This window comes from Polycladospora coralii (assembly GCF_014773435.2).
In the GTDB taxonomy this organism is placed as follows: domain Bacteria; phylum Bacillota; class Bacilli; order Thermoactinomycetales; family Thermoactinomycetaceae; genus Polycladospora; species Polycladospora coralii.
Genome location: NZ_JACXAG020000001.1, coordinates 75,213 through 98,350 on the forward strand (window position 1 = coordinate 75,213; position 23,138 = coordinate 98,350).

The window sequence follows — 23,138 nt, forward strand, 5'->3', positions numbered from 1 at the left end:
TTTGATCGACATAAACTGATCAAAACACGGGTATGGAAAGGAAGTTGATCTATGCCATTTGTCTATGTTGCAAATTTAGGTATGGGAGGGGGAAACGTATCGGTCATTGATACAAAGGTGAATCGCCTCATTTCAAATATCCAGGTCGAGGGAAGTCCAGTGGCAACGGTCTTTTCACCCAACGGACAATATGGTTATGTTTTAAGCTTAGGATCTCCTGGACATGTCATTGCTATTGATACAAAGGATCACAGTGTGATCGCTCAGATACAGGTCGGGTCAGTCTCTTTCACTGGTTTTCCAACTACACCAATAGCCATAAGCCATGATGGACAATGGATTTATGTGGCAAATAATGTAAGTAATAACATAACCGTCATTGATTCGAAAGATCTTCGTGTCATTGCAACTGTTCATGTGAATGATAATCCACGATTTGTAGCGATCACGAAAGACGATCAATTTGTTTATGTGGGGAATACTAATTCTGCTAATGTAACCGTGATTAAAATCAAGACACATCAAGTAATTTCGACGATACCCGTTGGGGAAGATGTAGCTGAAATTGGAATTACACCAGACGGACAATGTGCCTACATCTGTAATTTTGGTAGCAATACGATTTCTGTGGTTGATATTAAAACGAATCAGGTTATCTCAACTGTAGGCGTAGGAGCAAATCCATTTAATCTTGAAATCACATCTGACGGACAGTATGTTTATGTTGTAAATAGTCAACTTATGAGTTTTTCAGGTGGCAATACGGTTTCCGTGATTGAGACCAAGACCAATCAGGTCATCTCGACAGTAGATGTGGGTGCACAACCACTCACCCTAAAGATTACAGCTGATGATCAATTTGTTTATGTAGCTAACATAGATGGAAATACGATTTCCGTGATTGAAACCAAGAGGAATCAGGTCCTTTCAACTGTAAGAGTCGGTTCAGCCCCATTCAATCTTGCGATCACAGCAGACGGAAAATATGTTTATGTGAGTAATACAATAGATAATACCACATCCGTGATTGAAACCAAAACCAATCAGGTCATTTCAACAATAGAAGTGGGTTCAAACCCATTAACCCTTGGCATTACCCCCTAGATAAATTGACCTTTCCAGCGAATTCTTTTCAGCCAAAGCCGAAACATGAAACATCGGAGAATCATGTGGAGACTCCACAAAGCCCTAATTACAGAATTGGGGGTATATATCAGGCGAGGACAACCTCGCTTTTTATTATGCAATCGTGCAATAGGTATTGATCACACATTATAAGACTATGCATACAATAATAATAGATTTATAGCTTTTTAATTAGGAGGTGTATGTATGGCTCAAGCTAGTTCATTATATGTGTATGATAATGTCCTTCAAGTTCTTAGTGCTGGTGAGGCAGTAGCATTCCCAAAAATAGGCGCACAAGAAAATATGGTGATATCTCCCGATGGTACTACAGTGACATTCAAGAAGGCTGGTAATCATGCTGTTCTTGTCGCACTAGCTGTAAAGGCTTTAGTTGGTGCTAATAATAAGTATCACCATAGAGTGGGTTTCGAATTGAATGGTGCTCTGTTAGATCAATCTGTTTTTGCTACTGAAGTTGTTAATGATTCAGCTGTAGATGATGAGAGAAGAGCTCAACTAGTAAATAAAGTTATTCATTATTTTAATGAAGGGGATACACTTAGAGTGCTCTATCTATCAGGTGGTATGTTAGATCCAGACTTTGATTTCGGATTAAATACAGTGTGCGCTTCATTAAAATGTGCAGAACAGTAATGCCAGCCCAATGATAAAGATAGTATGTCTGTAAAATGATAGGAGATGGGGTAACATCACATCTCCTGAGTTGTTTTAGCGGGGGAAACCTCGCTTTTTCTATGCAACAAATTGAGCTCAGCTACGTTTGGTTGCAAAAGAAGGTACGCCATAAATATTCAATATGTTAGCCACCATCGGTAAAAAGGTCCCCCTACATCAAAAGTTATAGGTCAGATCATCTTGATTTTAGGTCTCTAGGGGTCATTGCACTTGAGGAAAGCCGGTTCAACTGCTTCTCTGATTTATGTATAATGGTTGTATGAAGCATCTGGTCAAGGTGCAGGATGGAGGAAAAAATGAAGATAATAGAGCTACCCATTGCATTTGAATTTAATAAACAAAAAAATTACATTTACCCTAGCTTAATCATTTTGGAAAATGAACTCACTCTGGTCGATACAGGATATATGAACTTCCTACCTTTAATTGAAAATGAAATAATGAAAAATGGATATGAAATGAAGAATTTAAAGAACATCATCATTACTCACTATGATGATGATCATATCGGGGCACTATATGATTTCAAAGAGAAGTATCCTTGGATTAACCTTATAGCTAGTGATAGAGAATCAAAATACATTAGTGGTGAAGTGAAATCAGAGAGATTGGTACAAGCCGAGGAAACGATAGAATATATGTCAAATACAGAAATTGAGTTTGGCAAATGGTTTATTGAACAATTAAATCAATTAAAGCATGTTTCAATCGATGAGAAGGTACAGGATGGTGATATGATTCTCGATAACAACTGTAGAGTAGTAGCCACACCTGGCCATACTTCAGGACATATTTCGTTATATTTTCCAAGATTAAATAGTGTCATTACAGGTGATGCAGCTGTTCATGAGAATCAAGAATTAATCATTGCTAACCCACAATTTTGTTTAAATTTAGAGAAAGCACAACAGTCTTTGATAAAGATTAAAAATCTGAAAGCGGAAACTTACTATTGTTACCATGGTGGAAAAGTTCATTTCTAATCTAATACTATATGATGTTTAAAAAACCGATGGAGCGAGCTGAATGCATGGCTGCTTGCTCCATCGGTTCTTCATTTCATTCTGATCACATTTTGGCTACGAAGCTAACCGGTAAGTTGTTTACAAGCTTCTGCACACTTAAAGCAAGCTTCTGCACATCTTTGACAATGCACATGTTGATGTTTTTTACATTCCATTCCACACGCCTCACAAATTTTTGCACACACACTTGCTAGCTCGCCGGCAAAAGGAGTTCCTCTAGACAACGCTTGTGCCAAGAGCGCACATATATCCGCACATTCACGATCCAGACGAATGCATTGTCGCATCATTTTTACATCATCTTCTTGTAAGCAAGCATCATAGCAATGGTTACATGCTTGGACACATTCTTGTAAGTTTAAGATAATCGATTGGTATTGATCGTGTGACATTGAAAAAGCTCCTTTGTATCCTAATTTTGGATTTAGGTTACCCTGTCAAAAACAATATAATCGTGATTTATTTCAAGTACTGCGACTTATGATTCATGACCGTTTTGTAAATTGTATTATTCTTGATGGGGGGAGAATATAAGTGAAGTGAAGTGAACGACTTTCCAGTCGGGTTTTTCATAGAATGAATTTGGTTCGAACTTTCATAGAAATATTCTCCACTGTGGTAATATTGTGTTGCTCGCAATAGGGGTTTAGCCGATTCTGACAAGCTAAAGCATCTGTTTTCTACTAAACCAGAAACGACATATGCACAACAATCCGATTCTCCATGATCATGGATGGGGGTTTCAATCAGGGCAGGCATCGAGATAACAACAACTTCATAAAGCTCTGATTGGAAAATGACATTTCGACCATATTGTAGAGGAGAGACTGGTTTGGTTTGATGAGGCACCACATTTTTGAATGTACATTCACCTTCTACTACCAGCTTTTTTAATAACTGATTTAGGTCCAGTCGATCGCTTTTATCCAACTGCTCATTGTGCTGAATGATCGCTTCGACCTGGTTAATAAAACTCATTATCATCGATCCTTTCAAGTGAATCATCCTATTTATTCACATTATGAAAAGATGGTATTAAATATGAGTTTGTGATAAAACCAGTAGGATTAATAGGTTTTTCCATTCGTCGATTACAGCTCATGCTTAATTCAAAGCCCATATGATGCGTCCAGAAACGGTGTGCTTGTTCTCGCTGCAAACCAGCGTATAAAATGAGCTTTTTACATTGCTGTTGAATCGCATATTTAAGAATATGTTCCATCAATATTTTACCTAACCCTTGTGAACGATACTGTGGCAATACCACAAGTTCAGATATCCACACATAGCGACTGTTAGAAAAATCTGTCCGTATTGCGATGGTAGCCATTGCCATCCATGAGCCATCTTCTAACGTGAGGACAAAAAATATTTGTTCCATTGTAGCCATATATTGGGATAGTCTAAGTTCTGGAACGAATGTATTCATAATGGGATAACCTAATATCATCTCGTCTCGAGAATGGATATGTATACTTCTTTATAACATCTTTTCATCAGTTTGCTCTTATATTCTATAATAGAAGCATACTTCTTCCAATAACTTTCGTTATTTGTTAATACAACATAGAGGAGAAACTGTTACAATAGACGAGTCATACAGAAAGGAGTAATCGTCGTGGCTGAAATTCAGAAAGTAGTTGTGGTGGGTGGAGGTACAATGGGACAAGGCATTGCTGAATTGCTTGCCTCAAAAGGATTTGATACCTATTTATTGGAAAAATCGATAGAAGATGCGCAGTGTGCACTTCATCATATTGAGCTAAGTTTAGATAAAGAATTATCTAAGTGGGGAATAACAAGGGCTGAAAAACGTGCAACATTGAGTAGGGTGCACATCACTGATGACCCTACAATTATGAGTGATGCTGATTTTGTGATTGAATCGGTATATGAATGTCTACAAACTAAACAACAAATTTTAGAGTTATTCGATGAGCTTAGCCGGCCAGAAGTGATTTTAGCGAGTAATACTTCAACATTAAGTTTAACGGAAATCGCTGCTTTTACGAGACGACCGGATAAGGTCATCGGATTGCATTTTGTGCACCCCGTTCCCAAGATCCCACTGGTCGAAGTGGTGCGCGGTTTAAAAACTTCTTCGGAAACGGTTAAAAATGTATTTGACTTTCTTTCATATTTGGAATTAGAAGGGGTAGAGGTTTACGAATCACCTGGTTTTGTAACAACACGCCTCATCACCATGCTAATCAATGAAGCTTTGTATACTTTAATGGAAGGTGTAGCTACTGCAACGGATATTGATCGAGCGATGAAGTTTGGTTTTCAGTTTAAAGTCGGACCGTTAGAAATGGCGGATCGTTTTGGGCTAGATTCTGTTTTAGCGGCAATGGAGAGACTCTATCGCGAATTTGGAGACCCCAAGTTTCGCCCTTGCCCCATCCTCAAAAAGATGGTACGAGCAGGACAGTTAGGGGTAAAGACAGAGGAAGGCTTCTTCTTATATGATGAAGACGGGGATCGGATTGAAGTTAATCAGGAGGTTGTAAGCGGATGAAGGTGTTGGTCATTAATTGCGGTAGCTCATCAATTAAATATCAATTATTTGAAATGGAAGATGAAACAGTGCTTGCCTCAGGATTGGTAGAAAAAATAGGAGCAGAAGCTGCTATCATTACACATGAAGTGGCAGATCGTGAAGAAGAAGTGATAACGGGTGAAATTTTGGATCACAGAGAAGGGATTAATCGGGTACTTCGCTTATTGATCAGGCCTGATGGTGGTGTGATTAAAGATGAAAAGGAAGTTGCTGCGGTCGGGCATCGCGTAGTACACGGTGGTGAATATTTTGCTGAGTCCGCCATTATCACGCGAGAAGTACGAACGGCGATTCGTAAAACAATTGACTTAGCACCTTTGCATAATCCCCCCAATTTGCTCGGTATTGATGCAGCTCAAGCTCAGTTACCGAGCGCCGTACATGTAGCCGTTTTTGACACCGCATTCCACCAATCTATGCCTGAATATGCTTATATGTACCCACTCCCCCGTATTTTATATCAGAAGCATAGGGTAAGGAGATACGGTTTTCACGGAACTTCTCATCAATATGTCGCACAACGTGCCGCTGTTTTTTTAGGCAAACCATTAGAAGAACTAAGGCTGATTTCATGTCATATTGGGAATGGAGCAAGCTTAACTGCTATTCAGTATGGGAAGTCAGTAGATACGAGTATGGGTATGACCCCCCTTGAAGGACTTATGATGGGTACACGTTGCGGAGACATCGATCCTGCCATTGTACCTTATGTAATTGCCAAAGAAGAATTAACATTGGCCGAAGTGAAGTCTATGATGAATAAGCATAGTGGTTTAATGGGCGTGTCTGGTTTCTCAGGAGATATGCGTGAGGTAACAGAAGCGATGTTTGATGGAAATAAACAAGCTAAATTAGCCATTGATATGTATGTATATCGACTAAAAAAAATGATCGGTTCGTATCTTGCGATTATGAACGGTGCAGACGCTTTGATATTTACAGCGGGTGTTGGTGAAAATGCCTCTTCGATTCGGCAGAAAGCTTGTGAAAATATGTCTTTCTTGGGAATTTCACTAGATTTAGAGGAAAATGCAAAGCGTTGTAAAAAAGAAAGAGTAGTAAGTGCAGCAGACTCTAAAGTCAAAGTATTGGTGTTGCCTACAAATGAAGAATTAATGATTGCGCGTGAGGCAAAAGAGCTAGTGTGAACGATATTGAAGTGTTAAGATAATTATAAACGAAACTGATAACGAGAACGGGAGAGAAAAGATCATGCAACTTTCTAAGCGTGTAGAAATGCTTTCACCATCCCCAACTTTGGCTATTTCTGCAAAGGCAAAAGCGTTAAAAAGCGCGGGGCACGATGTGATTGGGCTTGGCGTAGGAGAGCCCGATTTCAATACCCCAGAACATATCTTGGATGCGGCAATCACTGCCATGAAAAAAGGGCATACAAAATACACGCCTTCTGGAGGCATTCCTGAATTGAAAGACGCTGTGATCCAAAAATTACAGCGAGATAATGGCTTAGCTTATGAGGCAAACCAAGTTACCATTACAGTAGGTGCTAAGCACGCACTCTATAATGCTTTTCAAGTAATTTTAGATGAGGGTGACGAGGTGATCATTCCGTCTCCTTATTGGGTAAGTTACATAGAACAAGTGAAACTTGCTGGTGGTGTTCCAGTTGTTGTGGAAGGCTATGAGCAGAATCAATTTAAGATTACTGCTGAACAACTACAAAATGCCATCACCAGTAAAACGAAAGCATTTCTACTTAATAGTCCGTCAAACCCGACCGGTATGATCTACTATGAAGAGGAATTAAGGGAAATCGGACAAATTTGTATCCAACACGATATTCCAATCCTTTCTGATGAAATTTATGAACATCTCCTTTACGATGATGGTGTAAAACATATTAGCATTGCGAGCTTAGGAGAAGATTATTACAAGCAAACTCTTATTATTAATGGTGTGTCCAAGACATATTCGATGACAGGTTGGCGAATTGGATTTGCAGCAGGGCCTGCATCAATTATTAAAGCGATGACAGATCTAGCAAGCCATAGCACATCAAATCCCACTTCAATCGCTCAGTATGCAGCCATTGAAGCCTTAAATGGAACCCATGAACCCGTAGAGAAAATGAAAGTGGCATTTAAAGAAAGAAGAGATTATGTGGTAAACAGACTGAATCAAATCCCTGGTTTTTCTTGCCAAACACCAGCTGGCGCATTTTACGCTTTTGTAAATATTCGCGAAGCGATCGCTAAAACAAAAGGGATTCAATCTACCGATGAGTGGGCTGAGGCCTTACTAGAAAAAGAGTTGGTTGCAGTTGTCCCAGGTAGTGCTTTCGGATCTCATGATCATATGCGTATCTCCTATGCAACCTCCATGGATCAATTGGAGAAAAGCTTAGATCGTATCGAACGATTCGTTAAAGCATATGGAGCTTAACACTTCCACATTGCCGCTGACTTCGCCATAATGAAGTCAGCTTTTTTGATAAGAGGAGAGAAGCTATGGTTCGTATCTTAGTTGTCGATGACGATGAACATATCCTAAAGTTGATTACGTTATATATGGAAAATGCAGGTTATGAAGTGTTACAAGCAAGGAATGGGTCACAAGCGCTCGCCTTAATGGAATCATCATCGATTGATCTTGCGATTATTGATATTATGTTGCCCGAAATCAACGGAATTGATCTTTGTCATGAAATACGTAAATTTTATGAGATCCCTGTCGTGATGGTCTCTGCTAAGAGTGAAGCTTGTGATAAAGTGAAGGCATTTCAATCTGGTACAGATGACTATGTTGTAAAACCGTTTGAACCAATCGAATTAGTTATGCGTATTAAGGCTTTATTAAGAAGATATCAAATATATGCCTCAAGTCAATTGATCATTGGAAAATTAACCATGGATACGAGTACGAAGGAAATACGAGTAAATAATGAAAGCATCACAATGCCCTTAAAAGAGTTTGATTTACTTTTCAAATTAGCAAGCACACCAAACCAAATCTACACACGTCGACAATTGATTGAATCGATATGGGGGATGGATTATAACGGAGATGAACGAACTGTGGATGTTCACATCAAGCGAATACGAGAGAAAATCAAAGTGATGACCCATATTAAAATTCGAACAGTTAGAGGGTTAGGTTACCGCCTCGAGGTAATGTCCACATGAAAAGCTTATATTTACAAGTTGTTTCATCGTTTCTTGGGGCCGTTTTAATCAGTCTCGTATTTGCTTTTTTTGTATCGAGTGCGCTTTTTGAAACACATGCACTAAACCGAGTAGATGAACAACTCCGAGAGGCAAGTCAAACGGTTATTCATCTGTATCAAGCACATCCTAATGAAAATGTACAGACTTACATTCGTAATTTAGACGATTTAAATTTCCATGCTATGTTATATCAAGAGAATGAGAAAATCGCCCAGTCCAACTCGACTGAATGGCGCATTTCAGATGCGGTTGTACAGTCTGTTTTACGTGGTGATGAGTACAAAGGGGAATATATTTCAAATCAATATATACTAGGTGTCCCTTTTCAAGCAAAGGGTGTGCGATATGCATTATTTATTAGTCCCGATTACCGCATATATATGAAGGATTTCCATATGCGTCTGTTCGTTGTCTTATTTATGATTTTAGTCGTGGGTAGTATTCTTTTTTTTATCACCACTCGCTATTTAATAAAACCGATTCAAGCCTTAACATCGGCGACCAAGAAACTGGCTAGGGGAGACTTTCGTATTTTATTGGAGACGAATCGACGAGATGAATTAGGGGACTTAACCGTTAGTTTTAATCGGATGGCCCATGAACTAGGTCAACTCGATCATTTGCGCCAACAATTTGTCGCCAATGTTTCTCATGAAATTCAATCCCCATTAACGTCTATTCACGGCTTTACTCAAGCGCTTAAATCTGGAATTATTACTGATCCTGCGGAACAAAGACGTGTTTTATCTATTATTGAAAGCGAAAGTAAGCGTTTATCAAAATTAAGTAAAGACTTACTTCATCTAGCTACACTTGATGTAGATAAACCCTCATTTTGCCCCTCTTGGTATGATGTTGATGAGCAATTACGAAGAGTAATTGTCGCATTAGAACCCCAGTGGCAACAAAAAAAACAAACCCTTGCTTTTACAGGTCGAAGTGCACATGTTTTTGCCGATTCTGAAAAACTAGAGCAGGTTTGGGTAAACTTGATTACAAATGCGATTAAATATACACCTGATGCGGGACAGATTCATATCACTGTGAAGGAATCTAGCTCGCGTATTCAAGTATGTATCTCAGATAGTGGAATTGGAATAGAAGAAAAGCACCTTCCCTTTTTGTTTGATCGTTTTTACAAAATTGACCATTTTTATGTAAAAGGGCGTGATGGAAGTGGATTGGGATTAGCCATAACGCAAAAGATTGTTCATCTACACAAAGGTTCAATTGAGGTAATGAGCAAGAAAGATGAAGGTACAACGTTTGTAGTTGATCTACCCAAGAGTGAGCGAGACGACTAATGTTCATAAGCCATTCAACAATCGTTCATATTGAGTTCATATCTACTTACTATAGTACGGATATATCATATTAAAAGGAGAAGAACGATGAATTTTCTAACTAAGTTCAGCTTAAAAAACACGATTTCTATTCTAATTCTGACGTTAATGGTATTAGGAAGCGGCATCATCGCTACAAAAGATATTCAAATCGAAACATTTCCAGATGTTTCATTCCCACTTCTCACAGTTAAAGCGGTTTATCCGAATGCTTCGACGGAAGAAGTGGAAGAGAAGGTTACCTCTAAACTGGAAGACGTTGTTTTAAACCTAAAAGAAGTCGATACTGTAAGTAGTACTTCTAGTGAAAATATCACATTCTTTACCGTTCTCTATCCTTTTGGTCAAGATATTGATCAAGCTAAGATTGATTTAGAGAGTGCAGTGAGTCAGGTTGATTTGCCTGATGAGGTAGAGCCTGAAGTAAGCACCTTTTCATTTGCTGATATTCCCGTTTATCAAGTTGCATTTTCCTCTGGTGATCTAACCAACATGCAAACTTACATAGAAAGTGAATTAATCCCGGAAATAGAGCGCGTTGATGGTGTATCTAATGTGAAAATTTCCGGTACGGAAGTATCCACAATCAATGTAACGGTTGATGAAGAGAAAAGCTCTTCCTTAGGTATTTCATTAAAAACGATTAAAGAAACGATTCAACAAGCCGATTACAAATATCCGATCGGCGTATTAGAGCAGAAGAATGAAAGTGTCCCCCTTCAAATCAAAGGGAATCTAGCAGATATACAAAAGCTGAAAGAGATCGATATTCCACTATCCGCGCCAGGTAACCCGGTATCTCAGCCAGGTACCCCCAAAGCGGTTAAGCTCTCGGATATTGCTAAAGTAGAGATGGAGAAAACACGACCTCAAATCAGTCGCTATAACGGCCAAGATAGTGTCATTCTCGAAGTGCGCAAAGGACAAGATGCGAACACGGTGGATGTTGTCAATCAGGTCAAAGAAGTTGTAAATGCAGCGAGTGAAGATAAAGATTATAAAACATTTACTGTGATTGATTTAGGTGTAGAGGTAGAGAAATCAATTACGACTTTATTAAAAGAGGGTGGGTTTGGAGCGCTCTTTACCGTAATTGTGATACTGATATTCCTACGTAACTTTCGAGCAACACTTATTGCAATCATTTCATTGCCTGTCTCGATATTTGGTACGATTGCCTTGCTCAATCAGTTTGACTATACCTTAAATATTATGACGTTAGGTGGTATCGCAGTCGCGGTTGGTAGGATTGTTGACGATAGCATCGTGGTCATCGAAAATATATACCGTTGGCGACAAGAACATCCTAACCTCCCACAAAAAGAGCTCGTTTTCAAGGCGACAAAAGAGGTAATGGGGGCTGTTGCGTCATCCACCATTGCGACCTTAATCGTATTTCTTCCACTTGCCTTTGTGAACGGCATTATCGGCGAGTTTTTTCGTCCATTTAGTTTAGCAGTCGTCTTTTCAATTACCATTTCATTATTTGTAGCGATCATGCTAATTCCCGTACTTGGAAACACGTTCTTCAAAAAAGTAAAATCACATGAACAAAAAGGGCGTTGGACGAGAAGTTATGAGCGGCTGTTACGTGGTGCAATGAAGCGTAAGTGGATTGTGTTTACATCAGCCATCATTTTGTTAATAGGCTCTGTCGCAATGATTCCCTTCATTGAAAAGTCATTCTTACCCGCAGGCCCTAACACCAAGTTTGAAGTAGAGATCACCTTGCCAAAAGAAACGACATTAGAAGAAACAAACAATGTTGCAAAAAAAGCTGAAGCAGCCTTGCAAAAAAACAAGGATATTCAGTACAGTCAAGTTTCTATTGGCTTTGAAGATCCTAGTCAGATGCCTGGTAGCGGCCCGGCTTCTACTGAACATGTCGCTCGCTTCTTTGTTGAATTGCAAGAGGGAGTACCACTTGATGATGCCATGGAAGAGATTGAAAAGGAAGTCCTTTCTATTGCGCAAACAGATTATAAAACAGCAAGCTCTAAAGCAAAAGAAGTTCAACAAGAGGGACCACCTGAAGGGAATTCCATTGATGTAAATTTATATGGTCAAAACAATGAGGACCTACTTGAAGCGTCTTCTAAAATAGAAGACTTATTCTTGAAAGATAAGAGATTAAAAAATGTTACCAATGACATGCAAGAGAAACAAACCAAATGGGTGTTGGAGTTAAATGAAACAGGCAAGTCGCTTGGTATCAACCCGTTCTTGATATTGCAACCGCTGAATGAACGCCTTCAAAATATGGATGGAGGTACGATTCAACTAGATGGTGACGAATGGGATTTAACCATTGCCTTTGATCAGAAGATAACCACTCAAAAGCAAGTTGAAGAGATGAAGGTGATGACACCGCAAGGGATTAAAAATCTAGGTGATATTGTTGATATTACGAAAAAAGATGTCCCTGTAAATATCAAACATAAAGATGGCAAAAAGTCTGCTATTGTTTCCGCTATTATTCATGAAGGAGACACCTCACCTGTCACCATAGATCTACAAGAGAAGATTAAGGGTTTATCCATACCAAAGGATGTTAAAATTGACTATGCTGGCGGAATGGAAATGATGAACGAAGGTTTTGTCGATCTGGGTTATGCCATGTTGGCTGCCATCCTACTGGTGTTTTTTGTATTAAGTATTACTTTTGGCGGTTTACGTACACCTATTGTTATCCTATCGTCTCTCATTTTTGTCCCGATCGGATCTCTAGCAGGACTCATGTTGTCAGGACAATCACTCTCTATGAGCGCCTTGATCGGAATGCTGATGTTGATCGGGATTGTTGTAACCAATGCAGTCGTATTATTGGATCGTGTAGAAGATAATCGACGTGAAGGAAATGAGTTAGTTGAATCCATTGTAGAAGCTTCTACAACACGGTTACGTCCTATTTTAATGACAGCTTTGGCAACCATTTTTGCTTTAACACCACTTGCAGTTTCAGATTCAACATCAGGTTTAATCTCCAAAGGATTAGCCATTACAGTAATTGGGGGTCTTACTACCTCAACGCTGTTAACGCTCGTTTTTGTACCTGTTTTATACATGGTGGTATGTAAACGAAAAAAGATTACAAAAGAAGAATGGGCAAACGATTAAATGATAAAAGAGGGTCACAAGACTAAACTGTCTTGTGACCCTCTTTTCATGAAGTCGCCAAAGTTTTAATTTCATCAGAGAGGTAGATGTGATCTCCTGGTTGATCTTGCAAGCTTACCTGAATCATGGCTCGTGCAACATCCGAACCGTCGATAGCCTGATACTTTTTTAATGATCCGCCCAATATCGGGTTTAAGAATTTACTTACAGTAGCGCCGATTTGTTCTCCTACGCGGACTTCATCACGCTCTCCAAGTAATAGTGACGGACGGAAAATGTGAAGGGAGGGGAGAGAGAGCAGCTGAAGTTGATCCTCTAGTTCACCTTTTACACGATTATAGAAAAAGAAGGAGTTGGGATCAGCACCCATGGCTGAAACGATTAAATACTGTCCAACTCCTTCTTTTTTAGCCATTTGTGCTGCCTGTAGTGGAATATCATAATCGACTTCTCGAAAGGCTTCTTTGCTCCCTGCTTTCTTCATGGTCGTTCCAATGCAACAAAACAATGTATCTACTTGAAAGTGTTCAGGAATGCTGTTTAGTTCACGCATGTTTATTTGATGTACTTTTAATTTCTCATGTTGCATGTTTAGTTCCTTTCTTGCGAGTGCGTGAATCGTAGTAAACTGATTACAGTCCAATAATTGTTTAATGAGAGCTGTTCCAATCAATCCTGTACTCCCGAGAACTAAAGCTGTTTTGTGAGGCATATAAGTAAGCTCCTTCAGTGGTATGATAAAAAGCCTCCGATGTAAGAGGCTTTTTACTTTAATATTACATGACTTCTCGAACTAGACTAATCACTTTGCCTAGAATTTTCACTTCTTTTAAGATGATGGGTTCGAGATGATCATTCTCTGGTTGTAAGCGGAAATGTGTTTTTTCTTTATAAAAGCGCTTTACGGTAGCTTCACCTTCTGGGGTCATAGCCACGACAATATCTCCATTATGTGCAGTCGATTGTTGTCTAACAACAACGTGGTCACCGTTTAGAATTCCGGCATTAATCATACTATCGCCTTGGACTGAAAGTAAGAAAGCAGGAGATTCGTCACCTACCATACGACGAGGTAATGGATAATGATCCTCAATATTTTCGATGGCGGTAATCGGTTCACCAGCTGTAACCTTACCTACTAGTGGAACCATTGCAACTTCTACTTGTGGCTTCGTTTTATTCTCTTTCCCTAAAATTTCGATGGCACGCGGTTTTGTAGGATCGCGACGAATATATCCTTTCTTCTCCAATCTAGAAAGATGACCATGTACTGTAGAACTGGAAGCTAGTCCAACTGCTTCGCCAATTTCTCTCACGGAGGGAGGGTATCCTTTGGCTTCGACTTCTCTTTGTATATAATCTAATATAGCTTGTTGACGTATAGATAGTTTGGACACGATCTCATCTCCTTTATATATTTGTATTTTTGCGTCCAATAAGTATTAATTTAAGTATACATGAAGAAATCAAAAAGAACAAACATTTGGTAGAATATTTGTTCTTAACTTTTTTAAATTTGACTAAAGCCGTCCAAGCGATCTAAAGCGTCATCTTTTTCAGAGTTGATCACATGTGTATAAATCTGGGTGGTTTGAATACTAGAGTGACCGAGGATTTCCTGTACAACCCGCAAATTTTCTCCATTGGATAAAAGTAAAGTTGCGAGTGTATGACGTAATTTATGTGGTGAAATATTTGCAGCCTTTGGAGGTAAATTGGCTTCTTGTACATATTTTTTAATCACCGCCGTAATGCCTTTACGACTGAGTCTGCTATGATTTTTATTTAAAAATAAGGCATTTAGCTCTTTCGGCGATGAATGTTCCGGGCGGAAACGAAGATAATCATTTAAAGTGGCGGTGACGGTGTTATTTAATTTCAACATGCGTTCCTTTCCACCTTTTCCTAAGATAATGATTCGGTAGGTGTCTCCATCTTTTTGAATGCTATTCTGATTGAGTTGGAACATCTCGGATACACGCATACCTGTATTTAAAAAAAGGAGTATAATGGCTAGGTCTCTCATTTCTTGCCATTTCTTACTTTTAATATTTTTCCTTTTATGATAGGTTTGTACACTTTGAATCAAGCGAAGCGCTTCTTCTTTGGTTAAAAAAACAGGTACACGTTGTTTTGATCTAGATTTTAAGGATTGATCTTCATATTCTTCCATCGGGTCACGATCAAGCACACGGATTTTTACCAAATAACGAAATAACGAGCGAAGGGATGCGCGTTTTCTGCGTTTTCCAGCTTGGGAATTTTCTCTAAAATGTGTGCGCGTGATCCATGTTGGTTCTTTGCGTCCTGTAGAAGCATTTATTTTGTATATTTTGACGTGAACAGTCCGTTCATACCCATGTTCAATTTGTCTGAAAAACCGCTTAATTGTTCGTGCATTCACGTCTTCAATAGAGACATCTTTTTCTTTTATGTAATCGAAAAACAAAGCGAAATCATAAGCATAATTTGCTATGGTCTGTATCGAGCGTTCTGCACTGATCATCTCTAGAAAGAATTCTTGTATATCTTCTGGGAATTGGGCTACAATAAAATTAATATTTTCTGGTAATCGTCTGGAAACGATGGAGGTTTTCATCAAATTCAACTCCGTTATTCTTTTCTAACAGTTTATCATGGAATGCAAGATATATCATCTTGGTGTGATTGCAAGCGCGCTTGGCATTGCTCCAACCCTAATCGTCGAAATAACGGCGTGTGTTTTGACATTAATAATCGTCACTGTTCCATCAGTTCTATTTGCAATATATACAAATTGTCCATCTGGGTCTATAGCAAGCGCAATTGGATCTGCTCCAATACTAATCGTTGAAATGACGGCGTGAGTTTTGACATCAATCACCGACACTGTATCCCCGCTAAAATTTACAACAACCGACACTGTATCTTCGCTAGAATTTAAAACGTAAGCAAATTGCCCGTCAGGCGTTATCGCAAGCGCAAGTGGATTGCCTCCAACTTTAACGACAGCAATAACTAATTGTGTTTTGACATCAATTACGAATACTCTATCATCACCATCATTTACGACATAAGCAAATTGCCCATCCGGTGTGATTACAATGTCAAAGGGTTCACTTCCAACTGTAATCGTAGCAACTACGATATTCTGCTTAAGGTCAATCACTAATATCCGATCATCTTCATTGTTCACGACATAAGCAAATTGCCCATCCGGCGTTATCGCAATGGTACTCATTTCATTTCCAACTGTAATCGTAGCAACTACGATACTCTGCTTAAGATCAATCACTGATAAATCTTGTGTGTCTGTATTTCCAATATATGCAAACTGTCCATTCGGCGTTATAGCAATTCTTGATGGATTTTTTCCAACCGCAACCGTTGCGACTACTAGATTTCGTTTCCGATCAATGACTGATACAAAATCATCAGCATTGTTCAACACATATACAAACAGTCCATTTATTCTAAAATATGCTTTCTATCCGCATATTATCCTTATTCATTTATCAACACAAAAGACACCCCTATTTATCAAGGGGTGTCTTTTGTATGGGTGTTATCGAGTGAGTTGGTGCACATGTTTTTCTTTGCATGCTGGAGAGCAATAGGATTGATGTTCTTCTTCACATTCTGTACAACAAATATGCTGATGGTTACATGTGCAATATGCACAGTTAATGTAACGATCTTCAGGTTTTCCACAATGATGACACTTGCCAACCACTTTATCTTCTTCCTGATTTATAGGAACAGAAATGCGCTCGTCAAAAACATAGCATTTACCGTCAAATAATTTCCCGCGGACTTCTGGATCTTTTCCGTAAGAGACAATTCCACCATCTAACTGTGCAACATCTTCAAATCCTTCTTCAATCATAAACGCTGTTAGTTTTTCACAACGAATACCACCTGTGCAATAGGTAATAAACTTCTTATCTTTTTGATCACCAAAGTTTTGACGAATCCACTCTGGGAAATCACGTGTTGTTTCAACATCGGGGCGAATGGCACCACGGAAATGACCAATATCATATTCATAGTCATTGCGACCATCAATTACGATCACATCTTCACGCTGCAAGTGTTCATAAAACTCCTTAGGTGAAAGGTGTTTTCCTGTTTTTTCGTAGGGGTTAGCCTCACGATCGATTCTCCAAGTTACAATCTCATCGCGTGCACGCACTTTTAGCTTTGGAAATGCGTGTCCATCATGTGGATCAATTTTAAACACCATATCATGGAAGAGAGGGTGACTTTGCATAAACGCCATGTACTTTTCAGTTTGTGCAATAGGCCCTGATAGGGTGCCATTAATCCCTTCTTTTGAAATGAGTACGCGACCTTTTAGTCCTAATTCTTCACAGAAGTCATAATGTTGATCAGCAAACTGTTCAGGTTCTTCGATAGGGGTGTATTTATAGTAGAGCAGAATTTGATAAGGTTGATCTTGCGTGTTCACACGTTTCACCTTCTTAGCTGTAAAAGTTCTACCCGCTATTATACCAAGAATAAAGCAAGAACTCAAAAGAAAATTAAGAAGATAGGAATGTTTGTTCGAGCAAAAGGTGAAATAGCTATAAAGGGTCCTATAAAGCTCTTTAATCAATTTCAGGTTAGGTTGAGTGTAATGACATTCATTTTGAATTTAAGATGTCTTAAAACGGAAATATGAAGGGGGTTTCTAAGTGGGAAAACGCTAAAATTAACATTTACTTCCAACCCCCTTCTTAATAAGGTTACAAAATGTTTGTTTTGTAACCTTATTAAGAAGGAGGTTGGAAAACACGAGTGTACATGAGATTTCCATCTCGAAATCTCAACAGATAAAGTTAACTATAGAAATGAGATATTAGAACAAATCCAAAAAAAACAAACCTAGCATTAGGTTTGTTTTTTGTCTAGCTTATCAAATTTCTCCCTCAAGCTTAATCGTTCACGATCAAACCAGCCATTTTTCATTTTTTCCATTAATTGTTTTTTGCTAATCTCACCTTCACGATATTGCCGATTCAATTCTCTTCTTTTATCAGCTGGCAACTTTTCATTCGAATCCATCTAATAACCCCTCTCTTTTTAGATCAATATAAACAAGTGGAAACAATAAACTGCTAAATAACAACACACGTTCTATCTCTGTTTTATCGAAAGAATCTTGCAAAGTTCCAGCCAGGGACAACACTCCTATTTTTCTGGGTGTGTGTATCCCCGCTTTTAGCGGCACACACAATAAACTTTTGTAATTTTCGTCTAGTGCCTCTTGTTTATCATATTCGCAATTACATTCCATCATGTTCGGAATATAGTTCACTTCGCCATTTCTCCAAGCGATTCCTACTGCACTTCCTTCGATTGGTGGAGAATATTCCTTTACTTGATGAGAATGCCCGCTTGAATGAGCTAAATAAATCAATTTGTCATCCTGATGTTTCGTCTTCACGTATACAATTACCCTGGGATTTTTATCTCGGAAATCTTTAAGTGTATTCGTCAGATAATCAAGTAAATTCCGATAAATGTCAATACGATTTTCAATAAATGCTTTTTCATCTTGAATAGCGATTGCCATTTCATCCGCAGTATACATAATTTGTGAAATCGTGTACGTTTCGTCTTCATACTTCTTATCTAGTGCTTTGTATAGTTCCTTTAAAGTATGATATTTACTACCGAGTTCTTGGAGTTGTTTTTTCTTCTGCAAAATCACATCAGATTGCATTTGTAAATTTTCTTTAATACTCCAATTTTCAGTTTCTAGTTGCGAAAACTTTTTTTCTAAATCAAGATATTCTTTACGAAGCAGTTCGATCTCCGCCGTCGGATTACCTCCCTGCTGTTGATCACCAAGCGGATTACCTAGCCAATCATTTTCTCCTTTATAAAAACGGTATAAATGAATAGCAATCAAAACAGCTAAAGAAACAGCTACCAGATATCCCAGATACTCTAAAAACCAACTATTGCTTTTCTCTAAAAGATCGATAAAATCGAGAAATTCCTCCATCCGCAAACTCCCTTCTATAGATAAAATCGATCAATAAAAAAAGCATAGTATTTAAAAACTATGCTCATCTATCTTATATTATGCATGAAATTTCATGATGATGAAACGTTGATTTGTTGTGCCGAAGGAAAAATTATGGGATACTTGGCAGGATAAAATTGTTGCCTTAAAAAAAGGTACTGCTTCTCTAAGAAAACTTCTTCTTTATTTTTCTCCGTTTTGATATTGGGCCACCATAATTGGATAAAATTTCTACTTATTTCTGCTCGATGATATACATCTAAATGATTTCTTCGTAGTAAGAAAGATTCCAACACTAAATACTGTTCGGCAGAAGTTTGCTCTAGTTTTTCTAAAATCTCTATTTCTTTCTTGGATAAAGCGAGCGTTGCGTATTGAAAGTGTATTTCGCGCTGCTCTTCTTTCCGCTCTTGTATGACAATTGTACCTGCCACGAGATCTCCCAATCTTTTCTCTTCCTTATTTATAAATATCGATAAGGTACCTAGTAGATAAAAACTAGGCAATATGTCAACGAGTTGTAATACATTACGCAAAAAGATGGAAATCAATTTTGGATTTCGTCCATCATCTTGTAAGACACGGATCTTTACTATTTTTTTGCCAAACGTTTGTCCTTTCATCCCGTATTCAAATAGCGTAAAGTAGAGAATGGGTATTACGGTTAGAAGAATAATGAATAACGCCGTAAAATACGAATAAGCATTTGTTGGTTCGCTCGAGGTCTCGTAAGACGTAGAAATACCATAAAAAACATACACGATCATGCCCATTGGAATGTAGGCAACCGCGATTAACAACCAGTCGATAATCTTCGCGATGCCTCGCACTCCTATGCCAGCTGTTTCAAAAGGGACACGCACAAATTCTGGTGTCTGAATATCAATGATATTTTTCAATAATCTTATCCTCTCTTTCCTTACTTCATGATACACTAAAACCGGAGGTGCAGAAATATGGGGATATCACAGCCTACTAAAACAAAACATAATCGTTTTATACAAGATAATCAAAAAATGTGGACAAGATTAGAATACTTAATAGCTAACTTTTCATCATTAGATCACGATGAACTCAATGAATTTGGTCATACATATAGGCAAGTTTCATCACATCTAGCTTTTGCACAAACCTACTATAAAGATCATGAAATGAATCACTATTTAAATCAGTTAGTTATCCGAGCGCATAACCTCTTATACAGCCCGACTAAAAAGAGATATTCTCGCAAGCTATATCAATTCTTCTTTCATCGATTTCCCGAACTGGTATATCGCCGCTCTTCATTCTTCCTTGTGGCCCTTGCTTTGTTTTTATTCGGCACCTTATTAGCCTTTACTTTAACATACATCGACAAGAATTTTGCTACTTTGTTTTTTCCAGAAAGCATGATTCATGAAGGGAACTTTGACGAAACAAAAGAACAATGGAATTACGCCATTGTTTCAAGTGAAATCATGACAAATAATATCATTGTTGCATTTATGTGTTTTGCGGGAGGGGTACTCTTCGGTTCTTTAACGACTTGGTACCTCTTCATGAATGGCATGCTCCTTGGTTCACTCGCATCACTTTACCACCAAGCAGATAGCGCCTATCAGTTTTGGGCATATATTTGGCCACATGGTGTATTGGAACTAACCGCAATTTTTATTGCTGGAGCTGCCGGTCTATCTTTAGGATATAAAATGTTGGTCCCTGGAGAGCTAACTCGAAAACATGCCATCATTCAAGAAGGCATCATCTCGATAAAAATGATGCTAGGTGTCATCCCTTTATTTATTGTAGCAGCGCTAATTGAAGGATTCTTCACCCCTCTCCCCCTACCACATTGGAGTAAGTATTTCGCGGCTTTGATAACTGGCGTTATTCTAGTAATTTACCTTGGTCGGCCATTTTTTAAATATGGTGTTAAGCGTGCTTAGCACATTAAAAAAGCTTCACTAAAAAACGACTCTCATCCTAATATAGAGTCGTTTTTTATGAACTATGATAAAGTGATTCTTACATCTCCTATGTTCTTCTGGTCCCAAAATAAATGTAACTGGTCTCCATCTACAATTTCTCCTACACCACTCGGTGTTCCTGTATAGATGATATCCCCAGCATCTAAACCCAATTGCTGAGAACAAGATCGCAACAGCGTTCTAAGATCAAAAATCATATCCCTTATGCAACCAACTTGTACCTGTACACCATTCTTGTGTAAGGAAAACTCCTTATCTCTACATGCATCAATAGAATCAAAAGGAAAAAACGTCGAAAGCACCGCTGCATTTCGAAATCCTTTTGCTACCAACCATGGATAACCTTTTGATTTTAATTGCTCTTGCTCATCGCGTAGCGTTAAGTCAATACCAATTGCAAAGGAATCTACAATCTGTTCAATTGGCAACTCTTCTACATATGGACGGGCTAAATGGATCACAAATTCCGTTTCATAATGAATAAGGCCACGATCACCCGGCAAAGACAGGGTGCGCCCATCTGCTTTCACTAAAGAATGTGTAGGCTTAGAGAAAAACATTGGATTAGACGGTTTTTGATTACCTAATTCAGCCGCATGTAATGCATAATTACGACCAACACAGTAGACATTTCGAATAGATGCTAGATTCAATTTAACTGTCCCTTCTCTTTTAAGTGTGTGTTTAAAGCGCTTGCTTGCATCCATGCATTTTTATCATTTATAATATCGCCAGGCTTGCCACTCTTCCCTAATATATAACCTTTCATATCCATCGACATGAAATCAAAAATGTAATTAAATTGTTGTACAAGTGGCAAACCTGTTAAGTGGACAGCATCTCCACCTGTAATGAGAACATAGCAGGGCTTATTTAACATGTTAGCACGAAAATCATAGCGACTATCACGCAATGACTGTGACCATCGATCGATAAAATTCTTAAGTATGCCACTCATTCCATACCAGTAAAGAGGAGTAGCAAAAATGATCAGATCCGCCTCCATCACGGTTTGTATCGTTCTATCATAATCATCTATAACAGGAGTAAATCCAGATTCGTCATGTCTTTGGTCTACTACCGGTTTAATATGTAAATCTCTTAATTTAATCCATTCCACATCGAGTCCCGCACATACATGTTGTGCCAACGCCTCAGAGTTCCCTTCATCACGTGAACTGCCCAATAATGTAACAATTTTCATCGATTGTACCCTCTTTTCTTATCAAATCATATAATTCTACATATAGTTTAACATAAGCAAATAGATTAAGTGGCTTTGTCAACCTTCACCTGATTCTGATTTACCAGCAGTGTAGTTGCCACACCTATAAATATCGATAGCGTGCCAACGATTTGCATAAAAGAAGGTCGAAACCCAACCCACAATATATCTAACAAAATCGCAACAGCTGGATCAAGAAAGACAAGTATAGCTGTAACTTTAACAGATAAATAGCGAATACTACCAAAAAATAGTAAATAAACAATACCCGTATGTACAACTCCGAGGACGAAAATGGCGATCCAATTGCTTACTGTCAGATTTGAAAATGTATGAAATTCAACCCACGGTAAAAGTAGAAAAGTTCCTACTACTAACTGCATAAAAGTTACAGCATAGGAGCTTCCGATAAGCGTAAGAAGTGCATAAAATAGTGCTTCCTACAGATAATAGGTGATTTACCGTAATAGATTGTGGTTAAACGCTCTCTAAAAATAAAGCTCTCTAACAATAAGACAATCACTGGCGCTAGATAGTAAATCGATACCGTAATAGAAATAGGGAGTGATTCAAAAGATCGAAACAAAAAAAGCCAATTTAAGACTAGAGCCAAGCTACAACCACTTAAGAATTTCATCTCTGTTTTTGTCCAATTTTCCTGTCTGTATTGTCCCGATAAAATCCAAAAAACACCTATAAAAACGGAAGCCAAAACACAACGAATAAATACGAGTTATCGCATTTATTCCTGTAGCTTGTGCTACAATACCAGTCGTTCCAAAAATAGTCATAGCAATTGCAAAATTAAAAATTATGAGCTTGGGATGTTTCAAATTGATGTCCTCCCGCTGAAATCATCTGATCAAGTAAGGATAAACACTT

General features: G+C 38.4%; 26 protein-coding genes. 10 read left to right on the plus strand and 16 right to left on the minus strand.

Features of this window, described 5'->3' with window-relative positions:
- The first annotated feature begins 51 nt into the window (after positions 1 to 51).
- The 3 genes from IC619_RS00430 (at position 52) to IC619_RS00440 (ending at position 2,807) form a co-directional block, all read left to right on the plus strand.
- Positions 52 to 1,104: a YncE family protein gene (locus tag IC619_RS00430; RefSeq protein WP_191138142.1), complete on the plus strand. Its 1,053-nt coding sequence runs from the start codon at positions 52 to 54 to the stop codon at positions 1,102 to 1,104.
- Between the two features lie 228 nt (positions 1,105 to 1,332).
- Complete coding sequence (locus IC619_RS00435) at positions 1,333 to 1,782, plus strand: hypothetical protein (RefSeq protein ID WP_191138143.1); 450 nt, start codon at positions 1,333 to 1,335, stop codon at positions 1,780 to 1,782.
- 338 nt (positions 1,783 to 2,120) lie between these two features.
- Entirely contained in the window at positions 2,121 to 2,807 is a 687-nt protein-coding gene (locus tag IC619_RS00440; RefSeq protein WP_191138144.1) for an MBL fold metallo-hydrolase, read from the plus strand.
- Positions 2,808 to 2,911: 104 nt separating this feature from the next.
- On the opposite strand, the gene IC619_RS00445 is transcribed toward IC619_RS00440, so the two are convergent.
- The 3 genes from IC619_RS00445 to IC619_RS00455 form a co-directional block, all read right to left on the minus strand.
- Positions 2,912 to 3,241, minus strand: coding sequence for a four-helix bundle copper-binding protein (locus IC619_RS00445; RefSeq protein WP_191138145.1), 330 nt, complete (start codon positions 3,239 to 3,241; stop codon positions 2,912 to 2,914).
- A gap of 67 nt (positions 3,242 to 3,308) precedes the next feature.
- Positions 3,309 to 3,827: a cysteine dioxygenase gene (locus IC619_RS00450; protein WP_191138146.1), complete on the minus strand. Its 519-nt coding sequence runs from the start codon at positions 3,825 to 3,827 to the stop codon at positions 3,309 to 3,311.
- A 28-nt stretch (positions 3,828 to 3,855) separates the two neighbouring features.
- Positions 3,856 to 4,278 (minus strand): GNAT family N-acetyltransferase, encoded by a 423-nt coding sequence (locus tag IC619_RS00455; RefSeq protein ID WP_191138147.1) that lies wholly within the window; start codon positions 4,276 to 4,278, stop codon positions 3,856 to 3,858.
- A 189-nt stretch (positions 4,279 to 4,467) separates the two neighbouring features.
- Here IC619_RS00455 and IC619_RS00460 point away from each other — a divergent pair, with 189 nt between their 5' ends.
- The 6 genes from IC619_RS00460 (at position 4,468) to IC619_RS00485 (ending at position 13,054) form a co-directional block, all read left to right on the plus strand.
- Positions 4,468 to 5,367 (plus strand): 3-hydroxyacyl-CoA dehydrogenase family protein, encoded by a 900-nt coding sequence (locus IC619_RS00460; RefSeq protein ID WP_347239739.1) that lies wholly within the window; start codon positions 4,468 to 4,470, stop codon positions 5,365 to 5,367.
- Entirely contained in the window at positions 5,364 to 6,557 is a 1,194-nt protein-coding gene (locus tag IC619_RS00465) for an acetate/propionate family kinase (protein ID WP_191138148.1), read from the plus strand. The genes IC619_RS00460 and IC619_RS00465 overlap by 4 nt, the downstream gene beginning before the upstream one ends.
- A gap of 64 nt (positions 6,558 to 6,621) precedes the next feature.
- A complete protein-coding gene (locus tag IC619_RS00470; RefSeq protein ID WP_191138149.1) occupies positions 6,622 to 7,812 on the plus strand; it encodes a pyridoxal phosphate-dependent aminotransferase in 1,191 nt (396 codons plus the stop codon).
- A gap of 65 nt (positions 7,813 to 7,877) precedes the next feature.
- Positions 7,878 to 8,552 carry a response regulator transcription factor gene (locus tag IC619_RS00475; protein ID WP_191138150.1) on the plus strand — a complete coding sequence of 225 codons (675 nt, stop codon included), beginning with the start codon at positions 7,878 to 7,880 and terminating at the stop codon, positions 8,550 to 8,552.
- Entirely contained in the window at positions 8,549 to 9,898 is a 1,350-nt protein-coding gene (locus IC619_RS00480; protein WP_191138151.1) for a sensor histidine kinase, read from the plus strand. Before IC619_RS00475 ends, IC619_RS00480 begins: the two co-directional genes overlap by 4 nt.
- An 87-nt stretch (positions 9,899 to 9,985) precedes the next feature.
- Entirely contained in the window at positions 9,986 to 13,054 is a 3,069-nt protein-coding gene (locus IC619_RS00485; RefSeq protein ID WP_191138152.1) for an efflux RND transporter permease subunit, read from the plus strand.
- Positions 13,055 to 13,100: 46 nt separating this feature from the next.
- Here the strand turns inward: IC619_RS00485 and IC619_RS00490 are convergent, their stop codons facing one another.
- The 8 genes from IC619_RS00490 to IC619_RS00525 form a co-directional block, all read right to left on the minus strand.
- Positions 13,101 to 13,766, minus strand: a complete 666-nt coding sequence (locus IC619_RS00490; RefSeq protein WP_191138153.1) for an oxidoreductase — start codon at positions 13,764 to 13,766, stop codon at positions 13,101 to 13,103.
- Positions 13,767 to 13,830: 64 nt separating this feature from the next.
- Positions 13,831 to 14,451, minus strand: a complete 621-nt coding sequence (lexA, locus tag IC619_RS00495; RefSeq protein WP_191138154.1) for a transcriptional repressor LexA — start codon at positions 14,449 to 14,451, stop codon at positions 13,831 to 13,833.
- Between the two features lie 113 nt (positions 14,452 to 14,564).
- The gene (locus tag IC619_RS00500; RefSeq protein ID WP_191138155.1) at positions 14,565 to 15,653 is read right to left on the minus strand and encodes a tyrosine-type recombinase/integrase; all 1,089 of its coding nucleotides are present in this window, start codon (positions 15,651 to 15,653) and stop codon (positions 14,565 to 14,567) included.
- 54 nt (positions 15,654 to 15,707) lie between these two features.
- A complete protein-coding gene (locus IC619_RS00505) occupies positions 15,708 to 16,484 on the minus strand; it encodes a beta-propeller fold lactonase family protein (RefSeq protein WP_191138156.1) in 777 nt (258 codons plus the stop codon).
- Between the two features lie 114 nt (positions 16,485 to 16,598).
- Positions 16,599 to 17,501, minus strand: a complete 903-nt coding sequence (trhO, locus tag IC619_RS00510) for an oxygen-dependent tRNA uridine(34) hydroxylase TrhO (protein WP_191138157.1) — start codon at positions 17,499 to 17,501, stop codon at positions 16,599 to 16,601.
- A 422-nt stretch (positions 17,502 to 17,923) separates the two neighbouring features.
- Complete coding sequence (locus IC619_RS00515) at positions 17,924 to 18,097, minus strand: hypothetical protein (protein WP_191138158.1); 174 nt, start codon at positions 18,095 to 18,097, stop codon at positions 17,924 to 17,926.
- Positions 18,084 to 19,043, minus strand: coding sequence for a GAF domain-containing protein (locus IC619_RS00520; protein ID WP_191138159.1), 960 nt, complete (start codon positions 19,041 to 19,043; stop codon positions 18,084 to 18,086). The genes IC619_RS00515 and IC619_RS00520 overlap by 14 nt, the downstream gene beginning before the upstream one ends.
- Positions 19,044 to 19,135: 92 nt before the next feature.
- Entirely contained in the window at positions 19,136 to 19,963 is an 828-nt protein-coding gene (locus IC619_RS00525; RefSeq protein WP_191138160.1) for an RDD family protein, read from the minus strand.
- 57 nt (positions 19,964 to 20,020) lie between these two features.
- Between IC619_RS00525 and IC619_RS00530 the strand changes: the two genes are divergently transcribed.
- Positions 20,021 to 20,989 (plus strand): stage II sporulation protein M, encoded by a 969-nt coding sequence (locus IC619_RS00530; RefSeq protein ID WP_191138161.1) that lies wholly within the window; start codon positions 20,021 to 20,023, stop codon positions 20,987 to 20,989.
- A 62-nt stretch (positions 20,990 to 21,051) separates the two neighbouring features.
- Here the strand turns inward: IC619_RS00530 and IC619_RS00535 are convergent, their stop codons facing one another.
- The 5 genes from IC619_RS00535 to IC619_RS16650 form a co-directional block, all read right to left on the minus strand.
- Positions 21,052 to 21,684 (minus strand): fumarylacetoacetate hydrolase family protein, encoded by a 633-nt coding sequence (locus tag IC619_RS00535; RefSeq protein ID WP_249669654.1) that lies wholly within the window; start codon positions 21,682 to 21,684, stop codon positions 21,052 to 21,054.
- On the minus strand, positions 21,681 to 22,235 hold the full coding sequence (locus IC619_RS00540; protein ID WP_191138163.1) for a flavodoxin family protein: 555 nt from the start codon (positions 22,233 to 22,235) through the stop codon (positions 21,681 to 21,683). The genes IC619_RS00535 and IC619_RS00540 overlap by 4 nt, the downstream gene beginning before the upstream one ends.
- Before the next feature lie 65 nt (positions 22,236 to 22,300).
- Positions 22,301 to 22,639: a DMT family transporter gene (locus IC619_RS16640; RefSeq protein WP_249669656.1), complete on the minus strand. Its 339-nt coding sequence runs from the start codon at positions 22,637 to 22,639 to the stop codon at positions 22,301 to 22,303.
- A 5-nt stretch (positions 22,640 to 22,644) separates the two neighbouring features.
- Positions 22,645 to 22,968, minus strand: a complete 324-nt coding sequence (locus tag IC619_RS16645; RefSeq protein ID WP_249669657.1) for an EamA family transporter — start codon at positions 22,966 to 22,968, stop codon at positions 22,645 to 22,647.
- The gene (locus tag IC619_RS16650; protein WP_249669716.1) at positions 22,871 to 23,089 is read right to left on the minus strand and encodes a hypothetical protein; all 219 of its coding nucleotides are present in this window, start codon (positions 23,087 to 23,089) and stop codon (positions 22,871 to 22,873) included. The genes IC619_RS16645 and IC619_RS16650 overlap by 98 nt, the downstream gene beginning before the upstream one ends.
- Positions 23,090 to 23,138: the final 49 nt, after the last annotated feature.